Source organism: Kaistia sp. MMO-174 (genome assembly GCF_037147815.1).
GTDB lineage: Bacteria > Pseudomonadota > Alphaproteobacteria > Rhizobiales > Kaistiaceae > Kaistia > Kaistia nematophila.
The window spans coordinates 228,165-253,938 of sequence record NZ_JBBCUO010000005.1; the positions used below are offsets into that span (position 1 = coordinate 228,165).

Consider the following 25,774-nt stretch of genomic DNA (forward strand, 5'->3'; position numbering starts at 1 on the left):
AAAGAAACGAAAGGCCGCGAAAAGCGAGCGCATGCCTTTGTCCGAGACCGCAAATCAGCTAAAGCCGTTGGGCATGAAAATGCTCATCACCGGTGCGGCGGGCTTCATCGGCTCGCATGTCGCGAAAGCGGCTCTAGAGCGTGGCGACGCCGTCATCGGCGTCGACAATCTGAACGCCTATTACGACCCGGCGCTGAAGCAGGCCCGGCTCGAAAGGCTTTCGGCGCACCGGCATTTCCAGTTCGTCGAGGCGAGCGTCAGCGACATGGCGGCGATGGAGCGCCTCGTTACCACCCACGCCGACATCGAGACGGTGGTGCATCTCGCCGCCCAGGCCGGCGTCGCCTATTCGATCGAGAACCCGATCGCCTATGCCGACGCCAACGTCACCGGCCAGGTGGTGATGTTCGAGGCGGCGCTGCGGCTGCCGAAGCTGCGCCATGTCGTCTATGCCTCGTCCTCCTCGGTCTATGGCTTGAACGAGGACGTGCCGTTCCGCGAGACCGATCGCTGCGACCGTCCCGCCTCGCTCTATGCCGCCACCAAGCGCGCCGGCGAGCTGATCGCCCATTCCTATGCCAATGTTCAGGGCGTCGCCTCGACCGGCCTGCGATTCTTTACCGTCTATGGTCCGTGGGGGCGCCCGGACATGGCGCCGTGGCTGTTCACCAGCGCCATCCTCGAGGGGCGGCCGATCACCGTCTTCAACAACGGGGCGATGCGGCGCGACTTTACCTTCATCGACGACATCGTCGCCGGCGTGCTGGGCGCGGCCGACCGGACGCCGGCGCGGGCGGAAAACCGCCTCTTCAACCTCGGCAACAACCAGCCGGTGGCGCTGCTCGATTTCATCGCCACGATCGAGCGGGCGACCGGCCGCAAGGCGGAGATCCGGTTCGCGCCGATGCGCAAGGCCGATGTCGAGACGACGTTTGCCAATATCGACCTTGCGGGCGCGGAACTCGGCTTCGCGCCGAAAACCTCGATCGACGAGGGCATCGACCGCTTCGTCGACTGGTATCGCGGGTACAACGCGAGGCCGACGGGATAGGCGTCGAGGGCGGAGGTCGAAAGACCTTCACCCCAGCCCTCTCCCGCAGGCGGGCGAGGGGGCTCATCGGCGACCCGCATCCGCAATTGCGCCCTCACTTGATGACGAACGCCGGCCAAAACCCTCGCCCGCTTGCGGGAGAGGGTAGGGTGAGGGGCTTGCTTGGAGACTGACCGGTCCGAGCCTTACCCGATCCCGGACGCCAGGATCGCGTCGAGCTGCGGCGTCTGGAGGTCGAGGCCGATCGTCTGCTTCCAGGCCAGCAGGCCGCCGATGCGGCGGCGCTTCTTTTCCGCGTGGTTGCCGAAGATCTCGGCGAGCCGATGGGCAAGGAACGGGTTTTCGAAGCGCTCCAGCACGCTCGCCCGGTATTCCGGCGCCTCGGCGATGCCGCCGGCGGCGAAGATCGGCAGCACTTCCGCGTCGTAGATCGCGTCGAGCCGCCGGCGCAGCGCCGGGTCGGCGACGATCTCGCGCACCAGCTCGCCCTCGGCCCGGCCGCCCTCGCGCCACCATTCGGCCAGCACCGTGTGGCCGAGATTGAGGATGAACAGCTTCAGCCGCTCGACGACGGCGAGGTCCTCGACCATGCGGACATCGGGATGGATGCAGGGCGCGACCAGGCCCTGCTGCTTCTCGATCGCCCAGAGCGCATAGGGCTCGGCCACGGCGCCGGCCGGCTCGATCGGCTCGGAGACGATGCGGTCGACCAGCGAATTGGCGAAAATGCAGGACTCAAGCCAGGCGCGGAACGGTTCCGACAGGCCGTTCTCGTCGGAGAGCTTCAGGAGCAGCGCCCGCAGCACGTCGCCGTTGCGCGGGATCAGCTCGCAGGGAAACAGCGTCAGAGGCGCGCCGTCCGCGTGCCAGCGGGCGACGAGCAGCTTCAGCAGCTTGAGCGGGAACGAACGCGGCACCTCGGCGCCGAGCCGTTCGCCTTCGTTGAGCGCGAAGCCGGCGTCCGAGGTGTTGGAGATCAGGATCTCGGCCTCGTCGACGACGACGCGCTCGACCTCGGCCCAGTCGTCGACGGCGGAGAGGCCGCGCACCAGCGAGGTGACGGCGACCGTGCGCTCGACCGGCGCGCCGTTCTCGATGCCGCGGATGATGATCGGGATCGGCGATCCGTCGAAGGCCCTGAGCCGGCCGGCGCGGGCGCCGGAGGCCGTGGTCTGCACGATGGTGACCGGGCCGACGTCCTGGCCCTGGCCGCGCGCCTCCGACAGGAAGAGGTCGGCATGCGCCTGCAGGAAGCGGCTGGTGCCGAACTGGACGATCGGGGTGCGGATGGGTTCAGGCATCGGATTCCTCGAAACTCATTGCAGCGTTCCGCTTTCCGGGGCTTCCGGCGCGGGGGGGAAGGTGGTGGCGGAGCAGACGGCGACCGTCTCCTGCACGCGCAGCGTCTGGTCGTCGGAAAGCGTGCGGCCCAGGAAGGGCGACATCAGCTGCTTGTCCTTCAGCGTGTCGAAGACGCAGCCGCAATAGTTCTGGCAATCGGCGGCGCTCTTGCCGACGGCGACGCAGCGGTCGGCGCAATCGGCGCGCGCCGCGTCCTCCGCTCCGTTCGGCGCGACGATGGCGGCAAGGACGTAGAAGAAGGCGTAGAGCACCGGCTGGTGGATCAGGTAGACGGCGAGCGAGTGGCGGCCGCCGAAGGCGAGCCAACGGGCGGGGGCGAGGCGCGGCTGCCAGAGGGCGAGGCGCTGGTCCCAGCCGCGCGCGATCGCGAATTTCGCCAACGCCATGCCGGCCAGCACCACGCCGAACCAGGGGAACAGCGGCACGAAGTCGAACGAGGTCGGCGGCTTCGGCGCCAGGCCGATCCACCAGAGCGCCGGCTGGGCGAAGACGGGATCGCGATAGAGGAAGGGCAGGGCGAAGACGGCGCCGGCCGTGACGAGCACCGCCGGCGGCGGAAGCCGCAGGAAGACGAGGCCGAGCACGCTTGCGAGCGCGATCTGGTGCAGGATGCCGAAGAAGATCCAGCCTTCGGGCATGACGAAATAGGTGGCGAGCGACACCAGCGCCGCCGCGCCGGCGATCATCGCCAGCCGCTTCAGATAGGGCCTTGGGCGGAAGCCGTTGCGGGTCGAAAGCACGAGGCTGATGCCGACCAGGAGCAGGAACGAGCCGGCGATCGAGCGCGCGAAGACGACCCAGCCGATCGAGGCGCCGGGATCGAAGCGGATGATGTGCAGGAAGGCGACGTCCCAGGCGCCGTGGAAGATCGCCATGCAGACGAGCGCGACGCCGCGCGCCACGTCGAGGGCGGCGATGCGCCGGCTGCGGGGCGCAATGGCATCGGCCTGCGGCTCTGCATCAGCCGGCATCACGGTTGCATCATTCATGTGCACGCGCCGCCGATTGACGGTTCCCAAGCGCCGTTGCCGCCCATAGTCTCGACGCGTCGTTCAGTCATGGTTCAAGGACCCGCATGTCGATCATTCCGATCATCGATCTCTCCGATCCCCAGGGCCCGCGCGCCGTCGCCGATGCCATCGGCCGCACCTGCCGCGAAACGGGTTTCTTCCTCATTACCGGTCACGGTGCGGACCCCGAAGTCGTCAAGCGCGGCTGGCAGGCGGCGCGTTCCTTCTTCGATCGCCCGGTCGAAGAGAAGCTGACCGCCGTGATGCCGTATCCGGGCTATCCCTATGGCTACAGCCCGGTCAAGGGCGAGACGCTCGCCGCCTCGCTCGGCGACGCCAAGCCGGCCGATCTGAAGGAGACGTTTTCCTTCGGTCCGTCCGCTTTCCAGCGCCTCGACCACAAGCCGGGCGACGACGCCGAGGCCTTCGTCTTCTCCGCCAATCCCTGGCCGGTCGGCGGCGACGAGTTCCGCCTCGCGACCCAGGCCTATTACCGCGAGATGTCGGCGCTCGCCGGTCGCATCATGCGCTTCTTCGCCCTCGCGCTCGATCTGGACGAGGCCTATTTCGACCGCTTCATCGACCATGAGGCGAGCGCCCTGCGCCTGTTGAACTATCCGGACCTGACCGAGGATCCCGTTCCCGGCCAGCTGCGTGCCGGCGTGCATTCCGACTATGGCTCGATCACCATCCTGATGCAGGAAGACGCCCCGGGCGGTCTCGAGGTGAAGGGCCTGGACGGCGAATGGCACCGCGTGCCGGCAATCGCCGACAGCTTTGTCATCAACATCGGCGACCTGATGCAGCGCTGGACCAACGACCAGTGGAAATCGACGCTGCACCGCGTCACCATTCCGCCGCGCGACGTCGGCCGCTCGGCCCGCCGCCAGTCGATGGCTTTCTTCCATCAGCCGAACTGGGACGCCGAGATCGCCTGCATCGAGACCTGCCTGAAGCCGGGCGAGACGGCGACCTATCCGCCGGTCGGTTCCGGCGAATATCTCGCGTCGAAATTCCGCTCGACCGTCGTCAAGGCATAGGCCTCGGGCACTCCGGGTGAGGGCTTGGGGAGCGATCCGGGTGAGGTCGTAGATCCTCACCCGCCGCACTTGGTGCGTCGACCTCTCCCCCGGGGAGAGGGGATGGGCGGGATCCGTATTCCAAACGGAACCTGTCCTGTCCTAAGCTGTCTCTGGGGCTTCGGGGCGGCCGGCATGGCGTGAATCTTGCGTCGTTGCGGCGGGTGTGCCCGCCGGAATGTCCCGCGGCGAACGCTGAAGGAGAGCCCAAGAGCCGATGTCGATCCTCGCCGCGCTTCGCCACGTCACCCGCTATCGCTATGACCGCCCCGTCGCGCTCGGGCCGCAGGTCATCCGCCTGCGTCCGGCTCCGCATTGCCGCACCAAGGTGCCGAGCTATTCGCTGAAGGTGACGCCAGCCGATCATTTCGTGAACTGGCAGCAGGATCCGCACGGCAACTGGCAGGCGCGTTTCGTCTTCCCGGAAAAGACCACCGAATTCGCCATCGAGGTCGACCTGCTGGCCGAGCTCGAGGTCTACAATCCGTTTGATTTCTTCGTCGAGCCCTATGCCGAGCAGTTCCCGTTCGCCTATGAGCCGGCGCTTGCCGAGGAACTGGCCGCCTATCTGGCGCCGGAGCCGGCCGGACCGCTGCTGACCAAGTTTCTGGCATCGATCCCGCGCGAGAGCACGCAGATCGTCGATTTCCTCGTCGCGATCAACCAGCGCCTGCAGAACGACATCCGCTATCTGATCCGCATGGAGCCGGGCGTGCAGACGCCGGAGGAAACGCTTTCCTCGGCCGCCGGCTCCTGCCGCGATTCCGGCTGGCTGCTGGTGCAGGCGCTGCGCCATCTCGGCCTCGCCGCCCGCTTCGTCTCCGGCTACCTGATCCAGCTGAAGCCGGACGTCGCGGCGCTCGACGGTCCGTCCGGCACCGATGTCGATTTCACCGATTTGCATGCATGGGCCGAAGTCTATGTGCCGGGCGCCGGCTGGATCGGCATGGACCCGACTTCGGGCCTGTTTACCGGCGAGGGCCATCTGCCGCTCTGCGCCACGCCGCATTATCGTTCGGCCGCGCCGATCACCGGCGCGTTCTCGGCCGATCCGGGCACCGAGACCGCTTTCGAATTCGAGATGCGTGTCGACCGCGTCGCGGAAAATCCCCGCGTGACCCTGCCCTTTTCCGACGATAGCTGGGCGGCGCTCGACGCGCTTGGCCACCGCGTCGATGCCGATCTCGAGGCGAACGACGTCCGCCTCACCATGGGCGGCGAGCCGACCTTCGTTTCGATCGACGACTACCAGGCCGGCGAATGGAACACGGACGCCGTCGGTCCGACCAAGCGCGACCGCGCCGACGACCTGATTCGCCGGCTGCGCGAGCGCTTCGCGCCGGGCGGGTTCCTGCACTACGGCCAGGGCAAGTGGTATCCGGGCGAGAGCCTGCCGCGCTGGACCTTCGCGCTCTACTGGCGGAAGGACGGCAAGCCGATCTGGCGCGACGCCGGCCTGATCGCGACGGAAGCCGACGATTTGAATGCAACGCCGGAGCAGGCAGGCGCCTTGCTCGCCGATCTCTCCGAGCGGCTCGGCATCTCCGCCGACCATGTCGTCCCCGCCTATGAGGATCCGGCGCACTGGATCCTCAAGGAAGCCGAGCTGCCGGAGAACGTCACGCCGCACGATTCGAAGCTCGACGATCCGGAGGCGCGCGCCCGCATCGCCCGCGTGTTCGAGCGCGGCCTCGCCGAGCCCTCCGGTTACATCCTGCCGGTGCAGCGCTGGCAGGCGCGGGCGCAGCGGCGCTGGATATCGGAGAAATGGCCGCTCCGGCGCGGCAAGATGTTCCTGGTCCCCGGCGACAGCCCGGTCGGCTTCCGCCTGCCGCTGTCGTCGCTGCCCTACGTGCCGGTCTCCTCCTATCCCTTCATCGTCCAGCGCGATCCGGGCTCGGTCCGCGAGCCGCTGCCCGATCCCGAGGATCTCGGCCGTGAGCGGCATGAGGCGCTGTCGCGGCAGGAGGAGCGCGCCCGCCATCTTGCCGGCGCCGGCTCGGAAACGGCCGAGGGCGAGCGCGGCGAGCAGGTCGCGCAGTATCTGGCCGGCGGCCGCTCGGTGCGCACCGCGCTTTCGGTCGAGCCGCGCGACGGCCGGCTCTGCGTTTTCATGCCGCCGACCGAGACGCTGGAGGACTATCTGGAGCTGCTCGCCTCGCTGGAGGAATCGGCCCGCGCGCTCGGCCTCGCCGTGCATGTCGAGGGCTATCCGCCGCCGATCGACCCGCGCATGGACGTCATCAAGGTGACGCCTGATCCCGGCGTCATCGAGGTCAACGTGCAGCCGGCGGGCAACTGGACCGAATGCGTCGCCATCACCCGCGACCTCTACGAGGAAGCGCGGCTGTCGCGCCTCGGCACCGAGAAGTTCATGACCGACGGTCGCCACACCGGCACCGGGGGGGGCAATCATGTCGTCGTCGGCGGAGCCCATCCCGCCGATAGTCCGTTCCTGCGCCGGCCGGATCTTCTGAAGAGCCTCGTGCTCTACTGGCAGCGCCATCCCTCGCTGTCCTACATGTTCTCCGGCCTGTTCATCGGCCCGACCAGCCAGGCGCCCCGCATCGACGAGGCGCGGCATGACGGGCTCTATGAGCTGGAGATCGCGCTCGCCAGCGTGCCGGCGCCCGGCAACGGCCTCACGCCGGCGCCCTGGCTGGTCGACCGGCTGTTCCGCAACCTGCTCGTCGACGTCACCGGCAATACCCATCGCTCCGAGATCTGCATCGACAAGCTCTATTCGCCGGATGGCCCGACCGGCCGGCTCGGCCTGGTCGAGTTCCGCTCGTTCGAGATGCCGCCGGACTACCGCATGAGCCTGGCGCAGCAGCTGCTCGTCCGGGCGCTGATCTCGATGTTCTGGCAGAACCCGCAGCAGGGCTCGCTGATGCGCTGGGGCACGCAGCTGCATGACCGCTTCATGCTGCCGCAATTCGTCTGGTCCGATTTCCTCGACGTTCTCGGCGACCTGCAGCGCGCCGGCTATGCCTTCGATCCCGTCTGGTTCGAGGCGCAGCGCGAATTCCGCTTCCCCTTCATCGGCCGGATCGAGCAGCAGGGCGTCAAGCTGGAGCTGCGCCAGGCGCTGGAGCCCTGGCATGTGCTGGGCGAGGAAGGGGCGATCGGCGGTACGGTGCGCTATGTCGACAGTTCGGTCGAGCGCATCCAGGTCCGCGTCGACGGCTTTGACCCGCGCCGGCACGTCGTTTCCTGCAATGGCCGCCGCGTGCCGATGACGTCGACCGGGACCGCCGGCCAGTTCGTCGCCGGCGTGCGCTACAAGGCGTGGCAGCCGGCGCGCGGCCTGCACCCCACCATTCCGGCCCATGCGCCGCTTACCTTCGACATCGTCGACAGCTGGTCGCAGCGGTCGCTCGGCGGCTGCGTCTATCACGTCGCCCATCCGGGCGGCCGCAACTACGACACCTTCCCGGTCAATTCCTACGAGGCGGAGGCCCGCCGGCTGGCGCGGTTCGAGGCAATGGGGCATACAGCTGGGCATTTCATGCCACAGCCCGAGACCGGCTCGCCGGAGTTCCCCATGACCCTCGATCTTCGCCGACCGGCCAATCTCTGATGCCGATCACGCGCAAGGAAGCGATCCGCCGCAGCAGGATCGCCGCCGACAGGGCGGAACGGCTGATCGCCAATTACCGGCCGCTCGCCGGCGTCGCCGACGAGTTCATCGGTCCTGACGGCAGCATCCGGCCGCATTGGATGCGCTTCGTCGAATCGATGGCCCAGCTCGGCCCGAGCGAGGTGCAGCATCGTTTCGGCCTGGCCGATCGGCATCTGGCGGATTCCGGCGTGGTGCTGCGTGTCTACGGCGCCGAGAATGGCGACGAGCGCCCCTGGCCGCTGTCGCATGTGCCGTTCCTGATCGAACCGAAGGAGTGGAGCCGCCTCGAGGCCGGGCTGATCCAGCGGGCGAAGCTGCTCGATGCCGTGCTGGCCGATGCCTATGGCGAGGGGCAACTCGCCGCCGATGGCGGCCTGCCGGCGGCGATTATCGCCGGCAGCCCGGAATATCTGCGTCCGCTGGTCGGCGCCAAGCCGGTTGGCGGCCATCACCTGCGTTTCTATGCCGTCGATGTCGGGCGCGGACCGGACGGCAATTGGTGGGTGGTTTCCGATCGCACCCAGGCGCCGTCCGGCGCCGGCTATGCTCTCGAAAACCGCATTGCCCTGTCGCGCGCGCTGCCCGATCTCTATCGCGGCTTCAACGTCGAGCGGCTGGCCGGATTCTTCCAGGCGTTTCGCGCCGGCTTGAACCGGCTGAACCGGCATGAGGAGACGCGCGTCGCGCTTCTGACGCCGGGTCCGCTCAACGAGACCTATTTCGAGCACGCCTATCTGGCGCGCTATCTCGGCTTCGTGCTGGTCGAGGGCGAGGACCTGACGGTGCGCGACGATACCGTCTACATGCGCACCATCTCGGGCCTGAAGCGGGCGGACGTGCTGTGGCGCCGCCTCGATGCCGATTTCGCCGATCCGCTCGAATTGAACCCGGCCTCGCGGCTCGGCGTGCCCGGGCTCGCCGGCGCCGTGCGCCAGCGCAATGTTGCGATCGCCAACGCGCTCGGCTCGGGCCTGGTCGAATCGCGCGCCATGCTGGGCTTCCTTCCCGGCCTTGCCCGCCGCGTGCTGGGCGAGGACCTGATCCTGCCGAATGTCGCCACCTGGTGGTGCGGCCAGACGCAGGAGCGCGACCATGTCGTCGCCGAGTTCGACCGCATGGTGATCGCCCCGGCGCTCGGCGCCAGCGTGCCCGGCCTCATCGACCGGGGCGCCGTGCTGGGCGGCGCGCTCGATCCCGACCGCAAGGCGGACCTCATCCGCGCCATCGGCCGGCGCGGCACCGATTTCGTCGGCCAGGAAGCGGTCAAGCTCTCGACGACGCCGGTCTGGCGCGGCGAGGGCGACGCCGCCAGGCTGGAGCCGCGCCCGTCCATCCTCCGTCTCTATGTGGCGCGCACGCCGGACGGCTGGACCGTGATGCCCGGCGGCTTCTGCCGGATTTCCGACCAGCCCGACGCGCGCGCCGTGACGCTACAGCAGGGCGGCTCCTCGGCCGATGTCTGGGTGCTCTCCGACAAGCCCGTGGCCGAGACGACGCTGCTCGCCTCGCCGGACAAGGTCGCGTTGCAGCGCATGACGCAGACGCTGCCGAGCCGGGCGGCGGAGAACCTGTTCTGGCTCGGCCGCTATGTCGAGCGGACCGAGGCGACGCTGCGCATCGTGCGCGCCATTGCCGCCCGGCACATCGACGCCGAATATGACGGCGAGGCGGTGATCGCCCAGCTCGACGCGACGCTCGCCGCCGCCGGCTCGATCGGCGAGGTGCCGGCGGAGGCGGGGCCGACCGCGCGGGCGATCGCCATCCTGACTGACCGCAGCGATTTCAACACCGTGCCCCGGCTCGCCCAGGCGTCGCGCCGCGCCGCCTCGGTCATCCGCGACCGCCTGTCGCCGGACGCCTGGCGCACCGTCGCCGACCTCGAGGCGCTGCTGAACCAGCCGCTGGAGGCCGGGACCGACAGCGACACGCTCGAGCGCGCCAACGCGGCGCTGCGTCTGATCGCGGCGTTTTCCGGCCTGGTGCACGAGAACATGGTGCGTCAGCAGGGCTGGCGCTTTCTCGAAACCGGCCGCCGCATCGAGCGCGGCCTCGCCATTGCCCGAGCCGCCCGCTTCTGCGGCCTTTCGGGCAAGCCCGGCGAACTGGATGCGCTGCTGGAGCTCGCCGACAGCCAGATCACCTACCGCATCCGCTATGTGATGCTGGCGGCGCGCGTTCCGGTCGTCGATCTCGTGCTGCTCGATGGCGGCAATCCGCGGGCGCTCGCCTTCCAGGCCGACCAGATCCGCCAGTTGCTGGCCGGCATGCCGGCGCATGCGCCGGCCGGGCTGCTGGCGCCGGCAGATCGTCTCGCCACGCGCCTTGCGGCCGAGCTCGGCACGGCCGATGCCGCCGCCCTCGATGCCGACAGTCTGTTCGGTTTCGAGCAGACGCTGATGAAGATCTCCGACGAGATCACGCTCGCCTATTTCACCCATCGGCGCTCCGCCGAACCGGCCGATCGCGGGGACTGACGATGCTGTACGACATTCGCCAGACCACGCGTTACAGCTACGCCTCGCCGGTGCCCTTCGCCCGCCAGGTTCTGCGCCTGCTGCCGGTCGCCCGCGACAGCCAGCGCGTCATCGCCGCCGACCTCGTCATCACGCCCGAGCCGACCGAACGCCATGACGGCTTCGATTTTTTCGGCAACCGCATCACCACCGTCGCCTTCGCGTTTCCACATGAGGAGCTGACCCTGGAGACGCGGGCGCGCGTTGCCGTCGACGCTGGCGGCCAGCTCGATGTCGAGGCGACGCCCGGCTGGGAGGAGATCCGCGGCCAGGCCGTGGCGGATACCGATCTCGGGCCGCTGTCGCCGGTGCATTTCCTGTTCGCGAGCCGCGTCGTCGCCATCGATGACGCGATCGCCGCCTACGCGATGGAGAGCTTTGCTCCCGGCCGGCCGATCCTGGCCGCGGCCTTCGACCTCACCTGCCGGATCAAGGCCGATTTCGCCTATGACCCCGAGGCGACCGACGTGCGGACGCTGCCGGCCGATGCTTTCGCCAAGCGGGCGGGCGTCTGCCAGGATTTCGCCCATGTGATGATCGCCGGCCTGCGCACGCTGGGGCTTCCCGCCGCCTATGTCAGCGGCTTCCTGCGCACGCTGCCGCCGCCCGGCCAGCCCCGGCTGGAAGGCGCCGACGCCACCCACGCCTGGGTCGCCGTCTGGTGCGGCAGCGAGGTTGGCTGGGTCGGGCTCGACCCAACCAATGGCGTTGTCGCGGCGGAAGATCACGTCATCCTGGCGCTGGGGCGTGACTATTCCGACGCCGCGCCGGTCGACGGCGTCATCGTCACCTCGGGCGCGCACCAACTCGACGTCGAGGTCGACGTTCTCGCCATCTCCGGGTCCGATGCCGGATAGCATCATTCCAAGAACGAATTTGACGGCTGAGCGCGACAGGCTGGTATTTCTCGGCGGCACACGGTATCAGGACGAATGCAATTCCCTGCCGCCTTGGCTTGCGGGATCGGTTGGCATGTCTGCCGCACTGGCTTCGATCGAGTGGTGCAAGTGCGGATCGGCCCCGAAATGCGAGAGCCATTCTAGATAGGATTACGTGACCGTCATGTCCTCCACGTTCGACGTCGTCGCCGATGTGATCGCCCAGACCAGCGAAATTCCGCGCGAGAAGATCACGCCCGAGTCCCATGCCATCGACGACCTGGGCATCGACAGCCTCGATTTCCTCGACATCGTGTTCGCGCTCGACAAGAAGTTCGGGATCAAGATCCCGCTCGAGCAGTGGACCCAGGAAGTCAACGCAGGCAAGGCCTCGGTCGAGGAATACTTCCTGCTGAAGAACCTCTGCGCGCATATCGACGATCTCGTCGCCAAGAAGAACGCCTGACGGATCCGGCGTCGAAGCCACCATGCGTCTCGAATATTTCCAGATGATCGATCGCATCGTCGATTTTGACGCTGCGAACGGTCGGATTCATGCCAAGGCATTCGTCCCCGAGGCGAGCCCGGTGTTCGAGGGTCACTTTCCCGGCTATCCGATCCTGCCGGGCGTGCTCCTGATCGAGACCATGGCGCAGGCCTCCGGCTTCCTGATCCTCGGCTTGAACGGTCTTTCGCGCATGCCGTTCTTCGCCGGCAGCAAGAAGGCGAAGTTCCGCAAGTTCATCGAGCCGGGCGCCGAGCTCGACGTCTATGCGACGCTGACGCATGACGGCTCCGGCTTCGGCGTGACCGAGGCGAAGATCGAGTCGAACGGCCCGGTCTGCGACGCGGAGCTGACGCTGCGCGTAATGGATTTCCCGGCTCCCGAGCTCATCGAAAACATGCGCGAGCGGGTGCGGCAGATCGGCTTGGTGCCGGTCGGAGATACGGCATGAGCGACGCCCGCGACGTCTGGATCACCGGCATCGGCCTGATTTCCTCGCTCGGCGAGGGGCTGGATGCGCATTGGCAGGCGCTGGCCGTCGACGAGCCCAGGCCGGCCGCCGCCGATACGGAGCATTTCGCGCCGTTCCCGGTGCTGCCGATGGTGCCGCTCGAGCTCGACAAGCAGATCCCGCGCAAGGCCGACATTCGCCAGATGGAGCCGTGGCAGCGCCTCGGCACCTATGCCGCCGGCCTGGCGCTCGCCGATGCGGGCCTTGCCGGCGATCTCGACCGCCTGGCGCATATGGACATGATCGTCGCGGCGGGCGGCGGCGAGCGCGATCTCGTCGTCGACGGCCAGATCCTGGCCGGCCTCGGCGCTGCGGCCGATACGGAGGCGTTCCTGAACGAGCGCCTCGCCAACGATCTGCGCCCGACCCTGTTCCTGGCCCAGCTTTCCAACCTGCTCGCCGGCAATGTGTCGATCGTTCACAAGGTGACCGGCTCGTCGCGCACCTTCATGGGCGAGGAAATCGCCGGCATCAGCGCCGTCGAGATCGCCGCGCGGCGCATCCGCGCCGGCCAGGGCGACCAGTTCCTCGTTGGTGCCGCCTACAATGCCGAGCGCAAGGATATGTTGCTGAGCCTGGCGCTCGGCAACACGCTCTGGAAGGGCGCCGTCAACTCCGTCTGGGAGCGCGCCGAGGCGGGCGGCGGCATGGTCACCGGCTCGCTCGGCGTTTTCCTCGTGCTCGAATCGCGCGAGCACGCCGAAGCGCGCGGCAAGGCCGGCTACGCCCGGCTCGGTCCGGTGCTTTCCGGCCGCAGCCGCCGCGAGCCCGGCCAGGCCACGGCCGTGGCGAAGAGCCAGGTCGATGCGCTGCGTCCGTCGCTCGGCGACAAGCCGGTCGGCGTGCTGTCGGGCGCGACCGGCATTGCGAGCCCGACGCGCGAAGAGCGCGCGCTGCTCGAATCGCTCGTCGCGGAAGGCCTTGTCGGGCCGATCCGCGCCACGCAGAGCTGGATCGGCAACAGTCTCGAGGCTGCTTTCCCGGCTCAGATCGCGCTCGCCGCCCTGGCGCTGTCGCGAAAAGGTTTCTACCGGCCGTCCGATCCGACCGGGCTGGAGCTTGAAGCGACCGACGTCCCCACCCAGATCCTGGCGACGAGCTGGGGCTTCTGGCGCGGCGAGGGCATGGCGCTCCTCGAAGCGATCGACTGAGAAAGGTTGGGATCATGGGCAAGACGCGGGATCATCTCGGGCGTCCGGTCGTCGCCGTCACCGGCATGGGCGTCGTCACTTCGCTCGGCCAGGGCATCGACGACAACTGGTCGGCGCTGACATCCGGCAAGTCCGGCATCCATCGCATCACCCGCTTCCCGGTCGACCATCTCCGCACGACGATGGCCGGCACGGTCGACTTCCTGTTCGACGAGGCGCCGCGCTCCGCCGTGCTGACGGAGAAGCTGGCCGAACTCGCCGCCGAGGAGGCGATCGCTCGCGCCAAAATCGGCACGCCCGGCGATTTTCCCGGCATGCTGTTCATGGCGGTGCCGCCGGTCGAGCTTGACTGGTCGGTCAAGCGCGACCTCTACGACAAGGGCGACGCCGGCGTCAGCGATCCCTATGACCGGATGATCGAGAGCGCCATGACGCTCAACGATCCCGACACCTACGAATACGCGCTCTATGCCTGCGTCGCCGACAAGACGGCCGACCGCTTCGGCACGCGCGGCGCGCCGATCTCGCTGTCGACGGCCTGCGCTTCGGGCGCCACCGCCATCCAGCTCGGCGTCGAGGCGATCCGCCGCGGCGATACCGAGGCCGCGCTCTGCATCGGCACCGACGGCTCCGTGCAGGTCGAATCGCTGATCCGCTTCTCGCTGCTGTCGGCGCTTTCGACCAACAACGAGGACCCGGCCGCCGCCTCGCGGCCGTTCTCGAAGAACCGCGACGGTTTTGTCATGGCCGAGGGCGCCGGCGCGCTGGTGCTCGAGGATTACGACGCGGCGGTCGCGCGCGGCGCCGAGATCCTCGCCGTCATCCGCGGCGCGGCCGAGCAGGCCGACGATTTCCACCGCACCCGCTCCAAGCCGGACGGCTCGCCGGTCATCGGCGCCATGCGCCAGGCGCTCGGCGACGCCGGCATCGCGCTCGACGAGGTCGACTACATCAACGCGCATGGCACCAGCACGCCGGAAAACGACAAGATGGAAGCCTTGTCGCTCGAGGCCGTGTTCGGCGAGAACGTCAAGAAGATCCCGATCAGCTCCAACAAGTCGATGATCGGCCATACGCTGACGGCGGCCGGCGCGATCGAGGCGGTCTTCTCGATCCAGACCATCCGCAGCGGCGTCATTCCGCCGACCATCAACCACGATGTCGCCGACCCGTCGATCTCGCTCGACGTGGTGCCGAATGTCGCCCGCACCGCCCCGGTCTCGATGGTGCTGTCGAACTCCTTCGGCTTCGGCGGCCAGAACGCCTGCCTGGTGATCGCGGCCGGCCCGGCCTGACCGCGACGCTTGGCGCGGAGCCAGCCTCTGGCATGTTCCGCGCCGAGACGGTATGCAGGCGCTGTTCAGAACGACAGACGGATATTCCATGCGCGCCCTTCAGCTGCTCGCCGACCGCAAGCTTTCGATCGTTGACGTCCCCATGTCCGCGGAGCCGGGCCCTGGCGAGGTGCGCGTCAAGATTGGCGCCGTGGCGCTGAACCACATCGACGTCTGGGGCTGGCGCGGCATGGCCTTCGCCAAGCGCAAGCTGCCGCTGACGGTCGGCGCCGAGGCTGCCGGCACGATCGAGACGGTCGGCGCCGACGTCACCAATGTCCGCGTCGGCCAGACGGTCGCAATCTACGGCGCCGAGACCTGCGGCGCCTGCCCGGCCTGCCATGCCGGCAAGGACAATCTCTGCGAGAACGTCGCCGGCGTTCGCGGCTTCCACATCGACGGCCTCGCCTGCGACTACGTCACGCTGAAGGCCCGCCATGTCGTGCCGGCGCCGGACAATGTCTCCATCCAGGCTGCCGCCTGCACGCCGATCACCTTCGGCACGGTCGAGCACATGCTGTTCGACAACGCCAAGCTCGAGGCCGGCCAGACCATCCTGATCCAGGCCGGCGGCAGCGGCATCGGCACCGCCGCCATCCAGCTCGCCAAGTCGGTTGGCGCCACGGTGATCACCACCGTCGGCAGCGACGAGAAGGGCGAGAAGGCGAAGGCGCTCGGCGCCGACCACGTCATCAACTACCGCGAGGAGCGCTTCGAGGGCGTCGTCCGCAAGCTGACCAAGAAGCGCGGCTGCGACGTCGTGTTCGAGCATGTCGGCGTCGACACCTGGGCCGGCTCGGTCTTTTCGCTGAAGCGCGGCGGCACGCTCGTCACCTGTGGCTCGACCACGGGCATCTCGACCGAGATCAACCTGTTCCAGCTCTACCAGCAGCAATTGCGCCTGATCGGCTCGTTCGGCTGCCGGATCGAGAACATCGCCTCGTCGCTCGCCAAGATCGGCGCCGGCGTCGTCAAGCCGGTGATCGACAGCGTCGTGCCGTTCGACAACATCGACGCGGCGCTCGACCGGATCGAGCAGCGCCAGGTCTTTGGCAAGATCATCGTCACGCTCTGATCTGATGGCGCTTCCGGGCAAGAAAAAGAAGAAGCCGCTCAAGAAGCTGACGCGGCGCGTCACGCGCTCGAAGGCGGCGCATGCGTCGATCGCCTTCGTCGTGCGCGGGATGGTGGCCGGCGTACGCTCGCTCGGCGAGGAACGCGCCGGCCGTGTCGGCGGGGCGGTCGCCCGCTTCGTCGGCCGCTTCGTGTCGGAGACCAGGCTGGCGCGCAAGAGCCTCGCCGCCGCCTTCCCGGAAAAGTCCGCCGCCGAGCGGGAGAAGATCCTGCAGGGAGTCTGGAGCGGGCTCGGCCAGACCATGGTCGAGTATGTCTTCCTCGACAAGCTGGTCGATATCGACCCGGAACGGCTCGGCGAGGGCCGGATCGAGGTCGTCGGCGTCGACCAGTTCCTGGCGATGCGCGACGACGGCAAGCCCGGCATCATCTTCTCGGCCCATCTCGCCAACTGGGAGATCCTCGCGGTCGTCGCCGCCCGTTTCGGCCTGCCGGTGGTGTCGCTGTTCCGCGCGCCGACCAACAACGTCATCGCCGAAGACCTGATGCAGCAGCGCGAGCAGATGATGGGCAAGCTCGTCGCTTCCAACCGCGGCGCCACCTTCGAGGTCGGCGCGGCGCTCGATCGCGGCGAGCATGTCGGCATGCTGTGCGACCAGCACCACAGCCGCGGGCCGAAGGTGCCGTTCTTCGGCCGTCCGGTGCACGCCAATCCGCTCGTCGCCCGCCTCGCCCGCCACTATGACTGCCCCGTGCATGGCGCCCGCACCGTGCGCCTGCCGAACGGCCGCTTTCGCGTCGAGCTGACGCCCCCCGTCGAGTTGCCGCGCGACGCGGAGGGCCTGATAGACGTCGACGCCGGCACCGCCAAGGTGATGTCGGTGGTCGAGGGCTGGGTGCGCGAGCATCCCGAGCAGTGGCTCTGGCTGCACAATCGCTGGCGCTAGGCGGGTCGAGCTCTTCCTTCACATGTCCCTGAGGAAGAGGTCGACGGCCGAAGGCCGGCGGGTGAGGGTTTACGGCTTCACCGGACGGTCCCTAACCCCTCACCCGGAGCTTCGCTCCGACCTCTCCCGCCGGGAGAGGTGAAGGCAGGGGAGGCCGCGTTTCTGGCAGTGCTTCTCCCACGCGCGCCCGTTCGATCGGTGAACCCAGCCACGTCGTTCTTTCCTTCTCCACCGCCGCGTGGCACACTCTGTTCATGGTTCATTCTCCTGTCCTCACGGTCCCGCGCGATGGCCGCCAGTCGGACATGGCGCTGGCGTTGCAGCGCGGCGTCGGCCGGCTTTTTCGTGCGCGGGGCCATGCCATCGTCACCGAGCTGGTGCTGGCGACGGGGCGGCGCGCCGACATCATCGCACTCGGCCCTTCTGGCGAGATCACCATCGTCGAGATCAAGTCGTCGATCGCCGATTTTCGCGCCGACGGTAAATGGCCGGACTACGCGCCCTATTGCGACCGGCTCTATTTCGCCAGCCATGCCGGCGTGCCGCAGGAGATCTTTCCCGAGCAGGCGGGGCTGATCCTGGCTGATGCCTATGGCGCGGAAATCCTGCGCGAGGCGCCGCATGCGCCGCTGGTCGCCGCAAGGCGGAAGGCGATGACGCTTCGCTTCGCCCAGGCAGCCGCCCACCGCCTGCACGGCCTGTTCGACCCCGAAGCCGGATTTCGCGAGATTCTCTGAGATGTCGTGACAAGTGTACACTTTTATCGTACATTAACCCCCGGTCGCTTTCATTCAGACCTGCCAATTCTCGCATCGTCGAAGGACCGTTCCTTGGATTTCGAGTGGGATGAGAACAAGCGTCAGCAGGTCATCCGGGAGCGGGGCGTCGACATGCTGTACGCGGCCCTCATCTTCGAAGGCGTCGTGCTGACCCGGCCGGATGATCGGGTCTATGGCGAGGTGAGGCAGCTTTCGCTGGGCATGGTCGACGACGAATGCTTCATCGTCGTTCATACCGAGCGAAACGGCAGGACGCGGCTGATCACGGCATGGAAGGGAGGTCGCGATGAGCGACGACAATATGAAGAAGGCCTCGCTCGCCGAGATCCGCGAGATGAAGGCGAGGAATGAACTCTTTCATGATGCCGACGCACCGGAAGGCGAGTCCCTGGGACCGGATTTCTGGCAGAAGGCGATGGCCGTCGAGCCGAAGCAGGCGCCGCGCTCGGTGCATCTGAAGCTCGACGCGGATGTCTTCGATTTCTTCAAGGCCAAGGGAAAGGGACATCTGACGCGGATGCAGGACGTGCTCCGGGCCTATGCGCGGGCTCATCGCCAATCCTGACCGACGCCAGATGGCGACGTGCGCAGCATTGGTTGCCGCTCCGGGCTTGAAGCAGCGGCGCTATGCCGCTAGACGGGTTCGGCCAATCCGCAAAAGGAAAATCCCATGAGCAGCATTCGTCGCATCGAGCCGGGCCCCCGCATGAGCGCAGGCGTCGTCCACGGCAACACCGTGTATCTCGCTGGCCAGGTCGGCAATCCGGGCGACGACGTCGCAGCCCAGACGAAGACCGTGCTCGACACCATCGATCGCCTGCTGGCCGAGGCCGGCACCGACAAGTCGCGCATCCTGTCGGCGCAGATCTGGCTGGCCGACATGGCCAATTTCGGCACCATGAACACCGTCTGGGACGCCTGGGTCGACAAGGCCAACCCGCCGGCCCGCGCCACGGGCGAATCCAAGCTCGCCACCCCGGCGCACCTGGTCGAGATCATCATCGTCGCCGCGCTGCCGTAGACGCCGGCTTCGGATCAAAAATGCGAACGGGCGCCGCGGCGCCCGTTTTCATCTCTGCGGGAATCGGTCGATCAGCGCGGGGCGCGCTTCGCCAGGATCCGCTGCAGCGTGCGGCGGTGCATGTTGAGCCGGCGGGCCGTCTCCGAGACGTTGCGCTCGCACAGTTCGTAGACGCGCTGGATGTGTTCCCAGCGGACGCGGTCGGCCGACATCGGATTGTCCGGCGGCAGGGCGCGTTCGGTCGGATCGCGGGTGAGCGCCGAAAACACTTCGTCGGCATCGGCGGGCTTGGCGAGATAGTCGACCGCGCCGAGTTTCACGGCGGTGACGGCGGTGGCGATGTTGCCATAGCCGGTCAGGACCACGGTGCGCGATTCCGGGCGGCGCTTGCGGATCAGCTCGATGACGTCGAGGCCGTTGCCGTCTTCCAGGCGCATATCGACGACGGCATAGGCCGGCGGCTTCTGGTCGACCTTGCGCATGCCTTCCGCGACCGTATCGGCGGTTTCGACTTCAAAGCCGCGTGCTTCCATCGCCCGGGCAAGTCGCTGCAGGAAAGCCTTGTCGTCATCGACGATGATGAGCGACGTATCGGTGCCGGCGAGGCCGGCCGACTCTAGGTCTGTCATAGACGTTTAACTCCGCGCCTCCCTGAATTCTCTTTATCTTCCAGACCGGGTTATAGGCATCCCGAGCCTCCGCGCCAAGGCCAGCCTGCAGGCGGGAACGCCAAAACAGCGCTGCGCCGGCGCAGTTCTCGGCGTCAACTGTGCGATGCGGAGCCTCTGGGGCCGTCGCCGCCGTCCGACTTGCCAGAAATGCCGAGCCGGTCCATCGCGTCGCGCGACCAGGTGATGCGCACGATCGCGCCATGCGCAGGCGCTTCGCGATTGGAGAGTTCGAGCCGCGCGCCGGTGCGTTCCAGCAGCGTCTTGGCGATGAAGAAGCCGAGGCCGAGGCCGCCGGCCTCATGGTCCTCGGCGCCCTCGATCGCGCGCGAGCGGGTCGTCACATAGGGCTCGCCGATATGGTCGATCACCTCCGAGGCGAAGCCCGGCCCGTCGTCGGCGATGGTCAGCGACACATTGTCCGGGTTCCAGGCGGCGGTGATCTCGACGGTCGTCTCCGCGAAGTCGACGGCGTTCTCGACGAGGTTGCCGATGCCGTAGAGGATGGACGGATTGCGCCGGCCGACCGGTTCGCTGACGGGCTCGCCGACGAACTTGATTTCGATGTCGATGCCGGTATCGGCATGCGGCTCGATCACTTCGGCCAGCATGTGGCTGACCGGCATGCGGTCGACATGCTGGCCGGGCTCGGTCGAGAGCGAGGTCAGCTTGCCCAGGATGTCGCGGCAGCGCTGCGACTGGCTGCGCAGCAGGGCGATGTCCTCGGCGTAGGGGCTGTCGGGCGGCAGCTCGCGCTCCATCTCCTTGGTCACCAGCGCGATGGTGGCGAGCGGCGTGCCAAGCTCGTGCGCGGCGGCTGCGGCGAGCCCGTCCAGCGCCCAGAGATGCTGCTCGCGCGCCAGCACCAGCTCGGTCGCGGTCAACGCGTCGGCGAGCTGGCGCGCCTCCTCGGCGACGCGGAAGGCGTAGACGCCCATGAAGAAGACGGCCGAGACCAGCGCCACCCAGACGCCGACGACATAGAGGAAGGGCAGGGTGAGCGCCTGGCCGCCGGCCCAGGGCAGCGGCATGTGCCAGACCGACAGCACCGTGACGGCGACGATCACCAGCCCGCCCAGCGCCACGGTCAGGCGCGGCGCCAGCGTCGTCGCGGAAACGATGACCGGCACGATGATCAGGACGGCGAATGGATTCTGCAATCCGCCCGTCAGCGACAGCAGCACGGTCAGCTGCAGCACGTCATAGGCGAGCAGCAGCGCCGCCGTGCGTCCCTGCAGGCGCAGGCTGGAGGGATAGCGGATCTTGATGAACAGGTTGAGCCAGGCCGACAGCGCGATCGCCGCCAGGCAGAGCCCGATCGGCATCGGGTATTCGAGCCAGAAGCGAACGAACACCACCGCCGCCGTCTGGCCGGCGATGGCGAGCCAGCGCAGGCGGACCAGCGTGTCGAGCTTCAGCCTTCGCGCGCCGAAATCGTGCGAGGGATGGGCTTGCTCGGGCATGGGCTTGAACCTGGGTTGAAAATGCGAAATTTGCCCGGCTTATAGCACGTTACCGGTCCGATCAGGCGATTTGCGGGTGTCCGTATCCGCAATTCCCTTGCATCGAAGCTCGGATCATTCTTACATATTGCAACGCACAAGGCTGGCCGCCGCCCTTACTGCCAGACGGAATATCCGGCCGGGACGATCCCTTCGCGGAGCGGCAGATGGACGGCATGATGGGCTTCCTATCCTACTATCAGCTCTATGAACTGAACCACGCGGCGCTGACGCCCATGCGCGCGGCCGCCGACATGTTCGATCTTTTCCTGAAGAACCCGCTGAACCCGATGGGGCAGACGCCGCTCGCCCGCAACTGGCGGGCCGGGCTGGAGCTGTTCGAGCGGACGACGCGGCGCTATGCCAAGCCGAGCTTCGACCTGCCGACGACGCTGGTCGGCGGCACGCGCGTGCCGGTCGTCGAGCGCATCGCCTGGAGCAAGCCGTTCTGCGACCTGATCCATTTCGAGCGCCAGCTGGAACGGCCGCGCAAGGATCCCAAGCTCCTGATCGTCGCGCCGATGTCCGGCCATTACGCCACGCTGCTGCGCGGCACGGTCGAGGCGATGATGCCGCGCCACGACGTTTACATCACCGACTGGGCCGATGCGCGCATGGTGCCCCTGTCGGATGGCGATTTCGATCTCGACGACTACATCGACTACCTGATCGAGATGCTGCACTTCCTCGGCGACGACGTGCATGTGATCGCCGTTTGCCAGCCGGCGGTGCCGGTGCTCGCTGCCGTGGCGCTGATGGAAGCCGCCGGCGACCGCTTCGCGCCGCGCTCGATGACGCTGATGGGCGGCCCGATCGATACCCGGATCAACCCGACCGCCGTCAACAAGCTGGCCGAGGGCAAGAACCTCGACTGGTTCCGCGACAATGTCGTGATGAAGGTGCCGTTCCCGCATCCCGGCGTCATGCGCGACGTCTATCCGGGCTTCCTGCAGCTCTCCGGCTTCATGAGCATGAACCTGGATCGCCATGTGACGGCGCATCAGGACCTGTTCAAGCACCTGGTCGCCGGCGACGGCGACAGCGCCACCAAGCACCGCGACTTCTACGACGAATATCTGGCGGTCATGGACCTGACGGCGGAGTTCTACCTGCAGACGGTCGAGACGGTGTTCATCACCCACGCCCTGCCGAGGGGGACGATGATGCATCGCGGCGTCCCGGTCGACCTGACGGCGGTCCGCAACGTCGCGCTGCTGACGGTCGAGGGTGAGAACGACGACATTTCCGGGGTTGGCCAGACCGAGGCGGCGCAGCATCTCTGCGTCAACATCCCCGAGGACATGCGGGCGCACTATGTCCAGCCCAAGGTCGGCCATTACGGCGTGTTCAACGGCTCCCGCTTCCGGGCCGAGATCGCGCCGCGCATCAGCGATTTCGTGCTGACGCACAACCGCGATCGCGCGTCCGCGCCGAAGCCCGCCGCCACGGCAAAGCCGGCGGCCGCCGCGGCCGAGACTGCCAAGCCGGTCGCGCCCGCGAAGGAGGCCAGCGTCGAAACCACGAAGCCCGAGCCGGTGAAGCCTGCGGTCGTCAAGTCTCCGGTGGCCAAGGCACCCGTGGCAAAGTCCGTGAGCGAGCCGGCAGACGATCTGAAGCGGATCGCGGGCATCGGCCCGAAGCTGGAGGCGAGCCTCAACGCCGCGGGCATCCATCGCTATGCCCAGATCGCGCGGCTGACGGCGAAGCAGGCGACGGCGCTCGACGCCCGGCTTGGCCTGCGCGGCCGCCTCGCGCGCGAGAAATGGATCGAGCAGGCCAAGGCTCTGATGCAATCGGCGCCTGCGGCGGGCGGGGAAGCTGCCGCAGCGTCCGCTGGATAAATCTTCTTGAATCGGGATCGGACCTTTCCCACTTCCGTTGCTGGGGGTGCGAGAGAGGAAGGTTCCATGTCCCATACTCAGGCCTTGCGTCCGGGATGGACGCCGCTCACCATCGCGTTGATGGTCCTCGGCTTCTTCGTGTTCTGGCCGCTCGGCCTCGCCATGCTCGCCTACATCATCTGGGGCGACCGGCTACCCGAGTTCCGCCGCAACGCGGAAGGGATGCGCGACGATTTCAAGCGCTCCTTCTCCGGCTGCGGCTGGCAGAGCCGGCGCGAGCAGCGCTGGGGCGCCTATCAGAGCCACAGCGGCAACGCCGCCTTCGACGACTATCGCGCCGCCGAACTGAAGCGGCTCGACGAGGAGCGGCGCAAGCTCGACGAAGAGCGCGCCGAATTCGAGGCCTTCGTCCGCAACCTGCGTCGCGCCCGCGACCAGGAGGAGTTCGATCGCTTCAAGGCCGATCGCGCCGAGGCGCGCCGGAACCAGACGCCGCCTTCGCGCGACGACGGGCCGGGCCCGGTGATCGACCTCTGACGGCATGACGTCGGGAAGGGCTGCGCCGCAGGCGCGGCCCTTCTTCTTTTCCGGATCGGAATGCGACTTCGACGACGGGTGCAGCAACGAGCAGGAGCGGTGAAGCATGAGCCGATTGAGCGTGATCCTGAACAAGATCTTCAAGAGCGGCGAGGCCCAGGCGGCCGAGCGCGCGCCGGATGTCGCAGCGAAGGGGGCCGCCAGCCCGGCCGCGCCGCCGGCCGTCGGCGCCAGTCCCGCTGAGACCGGTTCCGCCAAAGCTGCCGGTTCGGCCGCCCCGCCGCAGGCGGGCGTCGATGTCGTGGCGGTGCTGACGGCGATGGCCGCCAAGTCGGGCCAGAAGCTGGACTGGAAGAAGTCGATCGTCGATCTGCTCAAGCTGCTGGACCTCGACAGCAGCCTTGCCGCCCGCAAGGAACTGGCCAGCGAGCTCCACTATACCGGCGATGGCCATGATTCCGCCGCCATGAACATCTGGCTGCACAAGGCCGTGATGCAGAAGCTGGCGGAAAATGGCGGCAAGGTCCCCGACGAACTGAAGCACTGAACCTCCCTCCCTTCGCGGCAGGCCGGCCTCGGCGCGGCCTGCCCCTTCCGTCGCTGGTTTCGGGGTTGCGCCGGCTTCGTGCCATCATGCTGCCTGCGAATCAGCAGACTGACGCTTCATGGGTTTCTTCGAGCGCCTCACCGGTTCCCCCACGCGCGCCGCCGCCAAGCCGGACCATTGCCATGTCGAGATCGGCGGCGAGCCGGTGCGGGTGGCGCTGGTCTGGAACGAGCGCGCGCAGCGCTACACGCTGCGCCTGCGCGGATCGGTGCGCGAGCCGGTGGTGACGATCCCGGCGCGCGGAAAGCTCTCCGAGGCGCGCGCCTTCCTCGAGCGCAATCGCGGCTGGCTGCAGGCGCGGCTCGCCGCCCTGCCGGATGCGACGCCGCTCGCCGACGGCGCCATGATCCCGCTGCGCGGCGTGCCTGTCCGCATCGTCCATCGGCCCGGGCGCGGCATCGTCCGCCTGCACGAGGCCGAGGCGGGCGCCGAGCTGGTCATTCCCGGCGAGATCGACCACCTGCCGCGCCGCGTCACCGATTTTCTGAAGCGCGAGGCGCGCCGCGACCTGGAGGCGGCGACCGCTCGCCATGCGGCGTCGCTCGGCGTGACCGTCAAGAACATCCGGCTCGGCGACCCGACCAGCCGCTGGGGCTCCTGCTCGTCGTCGGGCACGATCGCCTATTCGTGGCGGATCATCATGGCGCCGCCGGCCGTGCTCGATTATCTCGCCGCGCATGAAGTGGCGCATCTGCGCGAGATGAACCATTCCGTCCGCTTCTGGCGCCATGTCGCCGCGATTTGCCCCGGCATGGAGGAGGCCAAGGCCTGGCTCACCCGCCATGGCGCCTCGCTGCATGCGGTCGGGGCCGAATAGCGCGACGGCTATCCATTCCGGCGCGGCAATTCTGGGACGGCGAGACATTTTCGGAGATGCCGTCACCCGCTATGATCGCACCGTGTCACAAGACGGGAGTGCGTGATGTCTGCCGAAAACTCGCCAGCTCTGGCCGTATCGAGCTGGAGCCTGCACCGCACGCTCGGGCTTACCTATCCGAACCGGCCGGATCATGACGTGGCGCTGGCGCCGGAGCCGACCTATGGCGTGGGCAAGCTGAGCCTGCTCGACATGCCCGCCGCCGTCGTCGCCGCGCTCGACGTCCATCGCATCGAGGTCTGCTCCTTCCACCTGCCGAGCCGGGAGGCCGACTATGCGGCGGCGTTCAGGGCGGCGCTGCAGAAGGCGGGCGTCCGCTTCCAGACGCTGCTGATCGAATATGGCGACATCTCCAATCCCGCGACGGCCGAGCGCGACCTCGCCTGGATCGAGGGCTGGATCGATACGGCGGCGCTGTTCGGCGCCGAGCAGGCCCGCGTCATCGCCGGCCGGGCCGAGCCGACGCGCGAGGCGCTCGATCGCAGCATCGCCGGCCTGACCCGCCTCGGCCATTATGGCGAGGCGCGCGGCGTCCGCGTCGTCACCGAGAACTGGTTCGAGCTGCTGCCCGGCCCGCGCGAGGTACGCTACCTGTTCGACCGGCTCGACGACACGGTGGGGTTGAACGGCGATTTCGGCAACTGGTCCGGCCCGGCCAAGTATGACGACCTCGAGGCGATCTTCGATCTCGCCACCTGCTGCCACGCCAAGGCTGATTTCGGCGGCGGCGTGCTGCATGCGGAGGACTACCGGCGCTGCCTGATGGCGGCGGACGCGGCCGGCTTCCGCGGCCCGCTGACGCTGATCTATGACGGTCCGGACGATGACGAGTTCGGCAATCTCGCGATCGAGCGCGATTTCATCCGCCGGCACTATGAGGATGCGCGCGCCAGCGCCGGCTGATC

At 67.9% G+C, this 25,774-nt stretch carries 24 protein-coding genes; 20 read left to right on the plus strand and 4 right to left on the minus strand.

From position 1 onward, the window contains the following. Nucleotides 1-73: 73 nt before the first annotated feature. A complete protein-coding gene (locus tag WFK98_RS18940) occupies nucleotides 74-1,051 on the plus strand; it encodes an NAD-dependent epimerase/dehydratase family protein (RefSeq protein WP_336801306.1) in 978 nt (325 codons plus the stop codon). Between the two features lie 185 nt (nucleotides 1,052-1,236). Here the strand turns inward: WFK98_RS18940 and WFK98_RS18945 are convergent, their stop codons facing one another. Together WFK98_RS18945 and WFK98_RS18950 are read right to left on the minus strand one after the other, a co-directional pair. Beyond that, a complete protein-coding gene (locus tag WFK98_RS18945) occupies nucleotides 1,237-2,352 on the minus strand; it encodes a mannitol dehydrogenase family protein (protein ID WP_336801307.1) in 1,116 nt (371 codons plus the stop codon). Nucleotides 2,353-2,367: 15 nt separating this feature from the next. After that, nucleotides 2,368-3,402, minus strand: coding sequence for a heparan-alpha-glucosaminide N-acetyltransferase (locus tag WFK98_RS18950; RefSeq protein WP_336801308.1), 1,035 nt, complete (start codon nucleotides 3,400-3,402; stop codon nucleotides 2,368-2,370). Between the two features lie 86 nt (nucleotides 3,403-3,488). Between WFK98_RS18950 and WFK98_RS18955 the strand changes: the two genes are divergently transcribed. The 14 genes from WFK98_RS18955 to WFK98_RS19020 all read left to right on the plus strand — a co-directional run bounded on the left by WFK98_RS18955 (nucleotide 3,489) and on the right by WFK98_RS19020 (nucleotide 18,837). Next, entirely contained in the window at nucleotides 3,489-4,463 is a 975-nt protein-coding gene (locus WFK98_RS18955; protein ID WP_266336749.1) for an isopenicillin N synthase family dioxygenase, read from the plus strand. Nucleotides 4,464-4,719: 256 nt separating this feature from the next. After that, a complete protein-coding gene (locus WFK98_RS18960; RefSeq protein ID WP_336801309.1) occupies nucleotides 4,720-8,082 on the plus strand; it encodes a transglutaminase family protein in 3,363 nt (1,120 codons plus the stop codon). Next, entirely contained in the window at nucleotides 8,082-10,598 is a 2,517-nt protein-coding gene (locus tag WFK98_RS18965) for a circularly permuted type 2 ATP-grasp protein (RefSeq protein WP_336801310.1), read from the plus strand. Before WFK98_RS18960 ends, WFK98_RS18965 begins: the two co-directional genes overlap by 1 nt. Nucleotides 10,599-10,600: 2 nt before the next feature. Further along, on the plus strand, nucleotides 10,601-11,494 hold the full coding sequence (locus tag WFK98_RS18970) for a transglutaminase family protein (protein ID WP_266336752.1): 894 nt from the start codon (nucleotides 10,601-10,603) through the stop codon (nucleotides 11,492-11,494). Between the two features lie 205 nt (nucleotides 11,495-11,699). Beyond that, nucleotides 11,700-11,981, plus strand: a complete 282-nt coding sequence (locus WFK98_RS18975) for an acyl carrier protein (RefSeq protein ID WP_018182383.1) — start codon at nucleotides 11,700-11,702, stop codon at nucleotides 11,979-11,981. Nucleotides 11,982-12,003: 22 nt separating this feature from the next. Next, a complete protein-coding gene (locus tag WFK98_RS18980; protein WP_266336753.1) occupies nucleotides 12,004-12,471 on the plus strand; it encodes a 3-hydroxyacyl-ACP dehydratase FabZ family protein in 468 nt (155 codons plus the stop codon). After that, complete coding sequence (locus WFK98_RS18985) at nucleotides 12,468-13,682, plus strand: beta-ketoacyl-ACP synthase (RefSeq protein WP_336801311.1); 1,215 nt, start codon at nucleotides 12,468-12,470, stop codon at nucleotides 13,680-13,682. Before WFK98_RS18980 ends, WFK98_RS18985 begins: the two co-directional genes overlap by 4 nt. Nucleotides 13,683-13,696: 14 nt before the next feature. Beyond that, on the plus strand, nucleotides 13,697-14,977 hold the full coding sequence (locus WFK98_RS18990) for a beta-ketoacyl-ACP synthase (protein ID WP_266336755.1): 1,281 nt from the start codon (nucleotides 13,697-13,699) through the stop codon (nucleotides 14,975-14,977). Nucleotides 14,978-15,065: 88 nt separating this feature from the next. Then, the gene (locus WFK98_RS18995; RefSeq protein ID WP_266336756.1) at nucleotides 15,066-16,091 is read left to right on the plus strand and encodes a zinc-binding dehydrogenase; all 1,026 of its coding nucleotides are present in this window, start codon (nucleotides 15,066-15,068) and stop codon (nucleotides 16,089-16,091) included. A 4-nt stretch (nucleotides 16,092-16,095) separates the two neighbouring features. Then, nucleotides 16,096-17,037 carry a lipid A biosynthesis lauroyl acyltransferase gene (locus WFK98_RS19000; protein ID WP_336801312.1) on the plus strand — a complete coding sequence of 314 codons (942 nt, stop codon included), beginning with the start codon at nucleotides 16,096-16,098 and terminating at the stop codon, nucleotides 17,035-17,037. 254 nt (nucleotides 17,038-17,291) lie between these two features. Beyond that, the gene (locus WFK98_RS19005) at nucleotides 17,292-17,774 is read left to right on the plus strand and encodes an MmcB family DNA repair protein (RefSeq protein WP_336801313.1); all 483 of its coding nucleotides are present in this window, start codon (nucleotides 17,292-17,294) and stop codon (nucleotides 17,772-17,774) included. Between the two features lie 93 nt (nucleotides 17,775-17,867). Beyond that, nucleotides 17,868-18,167, plus strand: a complete 300-nt coding sequence (locus WFK98_RS19010; protein ID WP_266336759.1) for a BrnT family toxin — start codon at nucleotides 17,868-17,870, stop codon at nucleotides 18,165-18,167. Then, nucleotides 18,103-18,381, plus strand: a complete 279-nt coding sequence (locus tag WFK98_RS19015; RefSeq protein WP_266336760.1) for a BrnA antitoxin family protein — start codon at nucleotides 18,103-18,105, stop codon at nucleotides 18,379-18,381. The genes WFK98_RS19010 and WFK98_RS19015 overlap by 65 nt, the downstream gene beginning before the upstream one ends. A 105-nt stretch (nucleotides 18,382-18,486) precedes the next feature. After that, a complete protein-coding gene (locus WFK98_RS19020) occupies nucleotides 18,487-18,837 on the plus strand; it encodes a RidA family protein (protein ID WP_266336761.1) in 351 nt (116 codons plus the stop codon). 71 nt (nucleotides 18,838-18,908) lie between these two features. Here the strand turns inward: WFK98_RS19020 and WFK98_RS19025 are convergent, their stop codons facing one another. Together WFK98_RS19025 and WFK98_RS19030 are read right to left on the minus strand one after the other, a co-directional pair. Continuing rightward, nucleotides 18,909-19,466 (minus strand): ActR/PrrA/RegA family redox response regulator transcription factor, encoded by a 558-nt coding sequence (locus WFK98_RS19025; protein ID WP_266336762.1) that lies wholly within the window; start codon nucleotides 19,464-19,466, stop codon nucleotides 18,909-18,911. A 134-nt stretch (nucleotides 19,467-19,600) separates the two neighbouring features. Next, nucleotides 19,601-20,968 carry an ActS/PrrB/RegB family redox-sensitive histidine kinase gene (locus WFK98_RS19030; protein WP_336801314.1) on the minus strand — a complete coding sequence of 456 codons (1,368 nt, stop codon included), beginning with the start codon at nucleotides 20,966-20,968 and terminating at the stop codon, nucleotides 19,601-19,603. 206 nt (nucleotides 20,969-21,174) lie between these two features. Between WFK98_RS19030 and phaZ the strand changes: the two genes are divergently transcribed. The 5 genes from phaZ (at nucleotide 21,175) to WFK98_RS19055 (ending at nucleotide 25,772) form a co-directional block, all read left to right on the plus strand. Further along, nucleotides 21,175-22,848, plus strand: coding sequence for a polyhydroxyalkanoate depolymerase (gene phaZ, locus WFK98_RS19035; RefSeq protein WP_336801315.1), 1,674 nt, complete (start codon nucleotides 21,175-21,177; stop codon nucleotides 22,846-22,848). 66 nt (nucleotides 22,849-22,914) lie between these two features. Further along, nucleotides 22,915-23,385, plus strand: coding sequence for a DUF2852 domain-containing protein (locus WFK98_RS19040; protein ID WP_266336765.1), 471 nt, complete (start codon nucleotides 22,915-22,917; stop codon nucleotides 23,383-23,385). A 106-nt stretch (nucleotides 23,386-23,491) separates the two neighbouring features. Beyond that, on the plus strand, nucleotides 23,492-23,932 hold the full coding sequence (locus tag WFK98_RS19045; protein ID WP_336801316.1) for a DUF3597 domain-containing protein: 441 nt from the start codon (nucleotides 23,492-23,494) through the stop codon (nucleotides 23,930-23,932). A 118-nt stretch (nucleotides 23,933-24,050) separates the two neighbouring features. Beyond that, nucleotides 24,051-24,809, plus strand: a complete 759-nt coding sequence (locus WFK98_RS19050; RefSeq protein ID WP_266336767.1) for a M48 family metallopeptidase — start codon at nucleotides 24,051-24,053, stop codon at nucleotides 24,807-24,809. A 105-nt stretch (nucleotides 24,810-24,914) separates the two neighbouring features. Beyond that, nucleotides 24,915-25,772, plus strand: coding sequence for a sugar phosphate isomerase/epimerase family protein (locus tag WFK98_RS19055; protein WP_266336768.1), 858 nt, complete (start codon nucleotides 24,915-24,917; stop codon nucleotides 25,770-25,772). Nucleotides 25,773-25,774 lie beyond the last annotated feature (2 nt).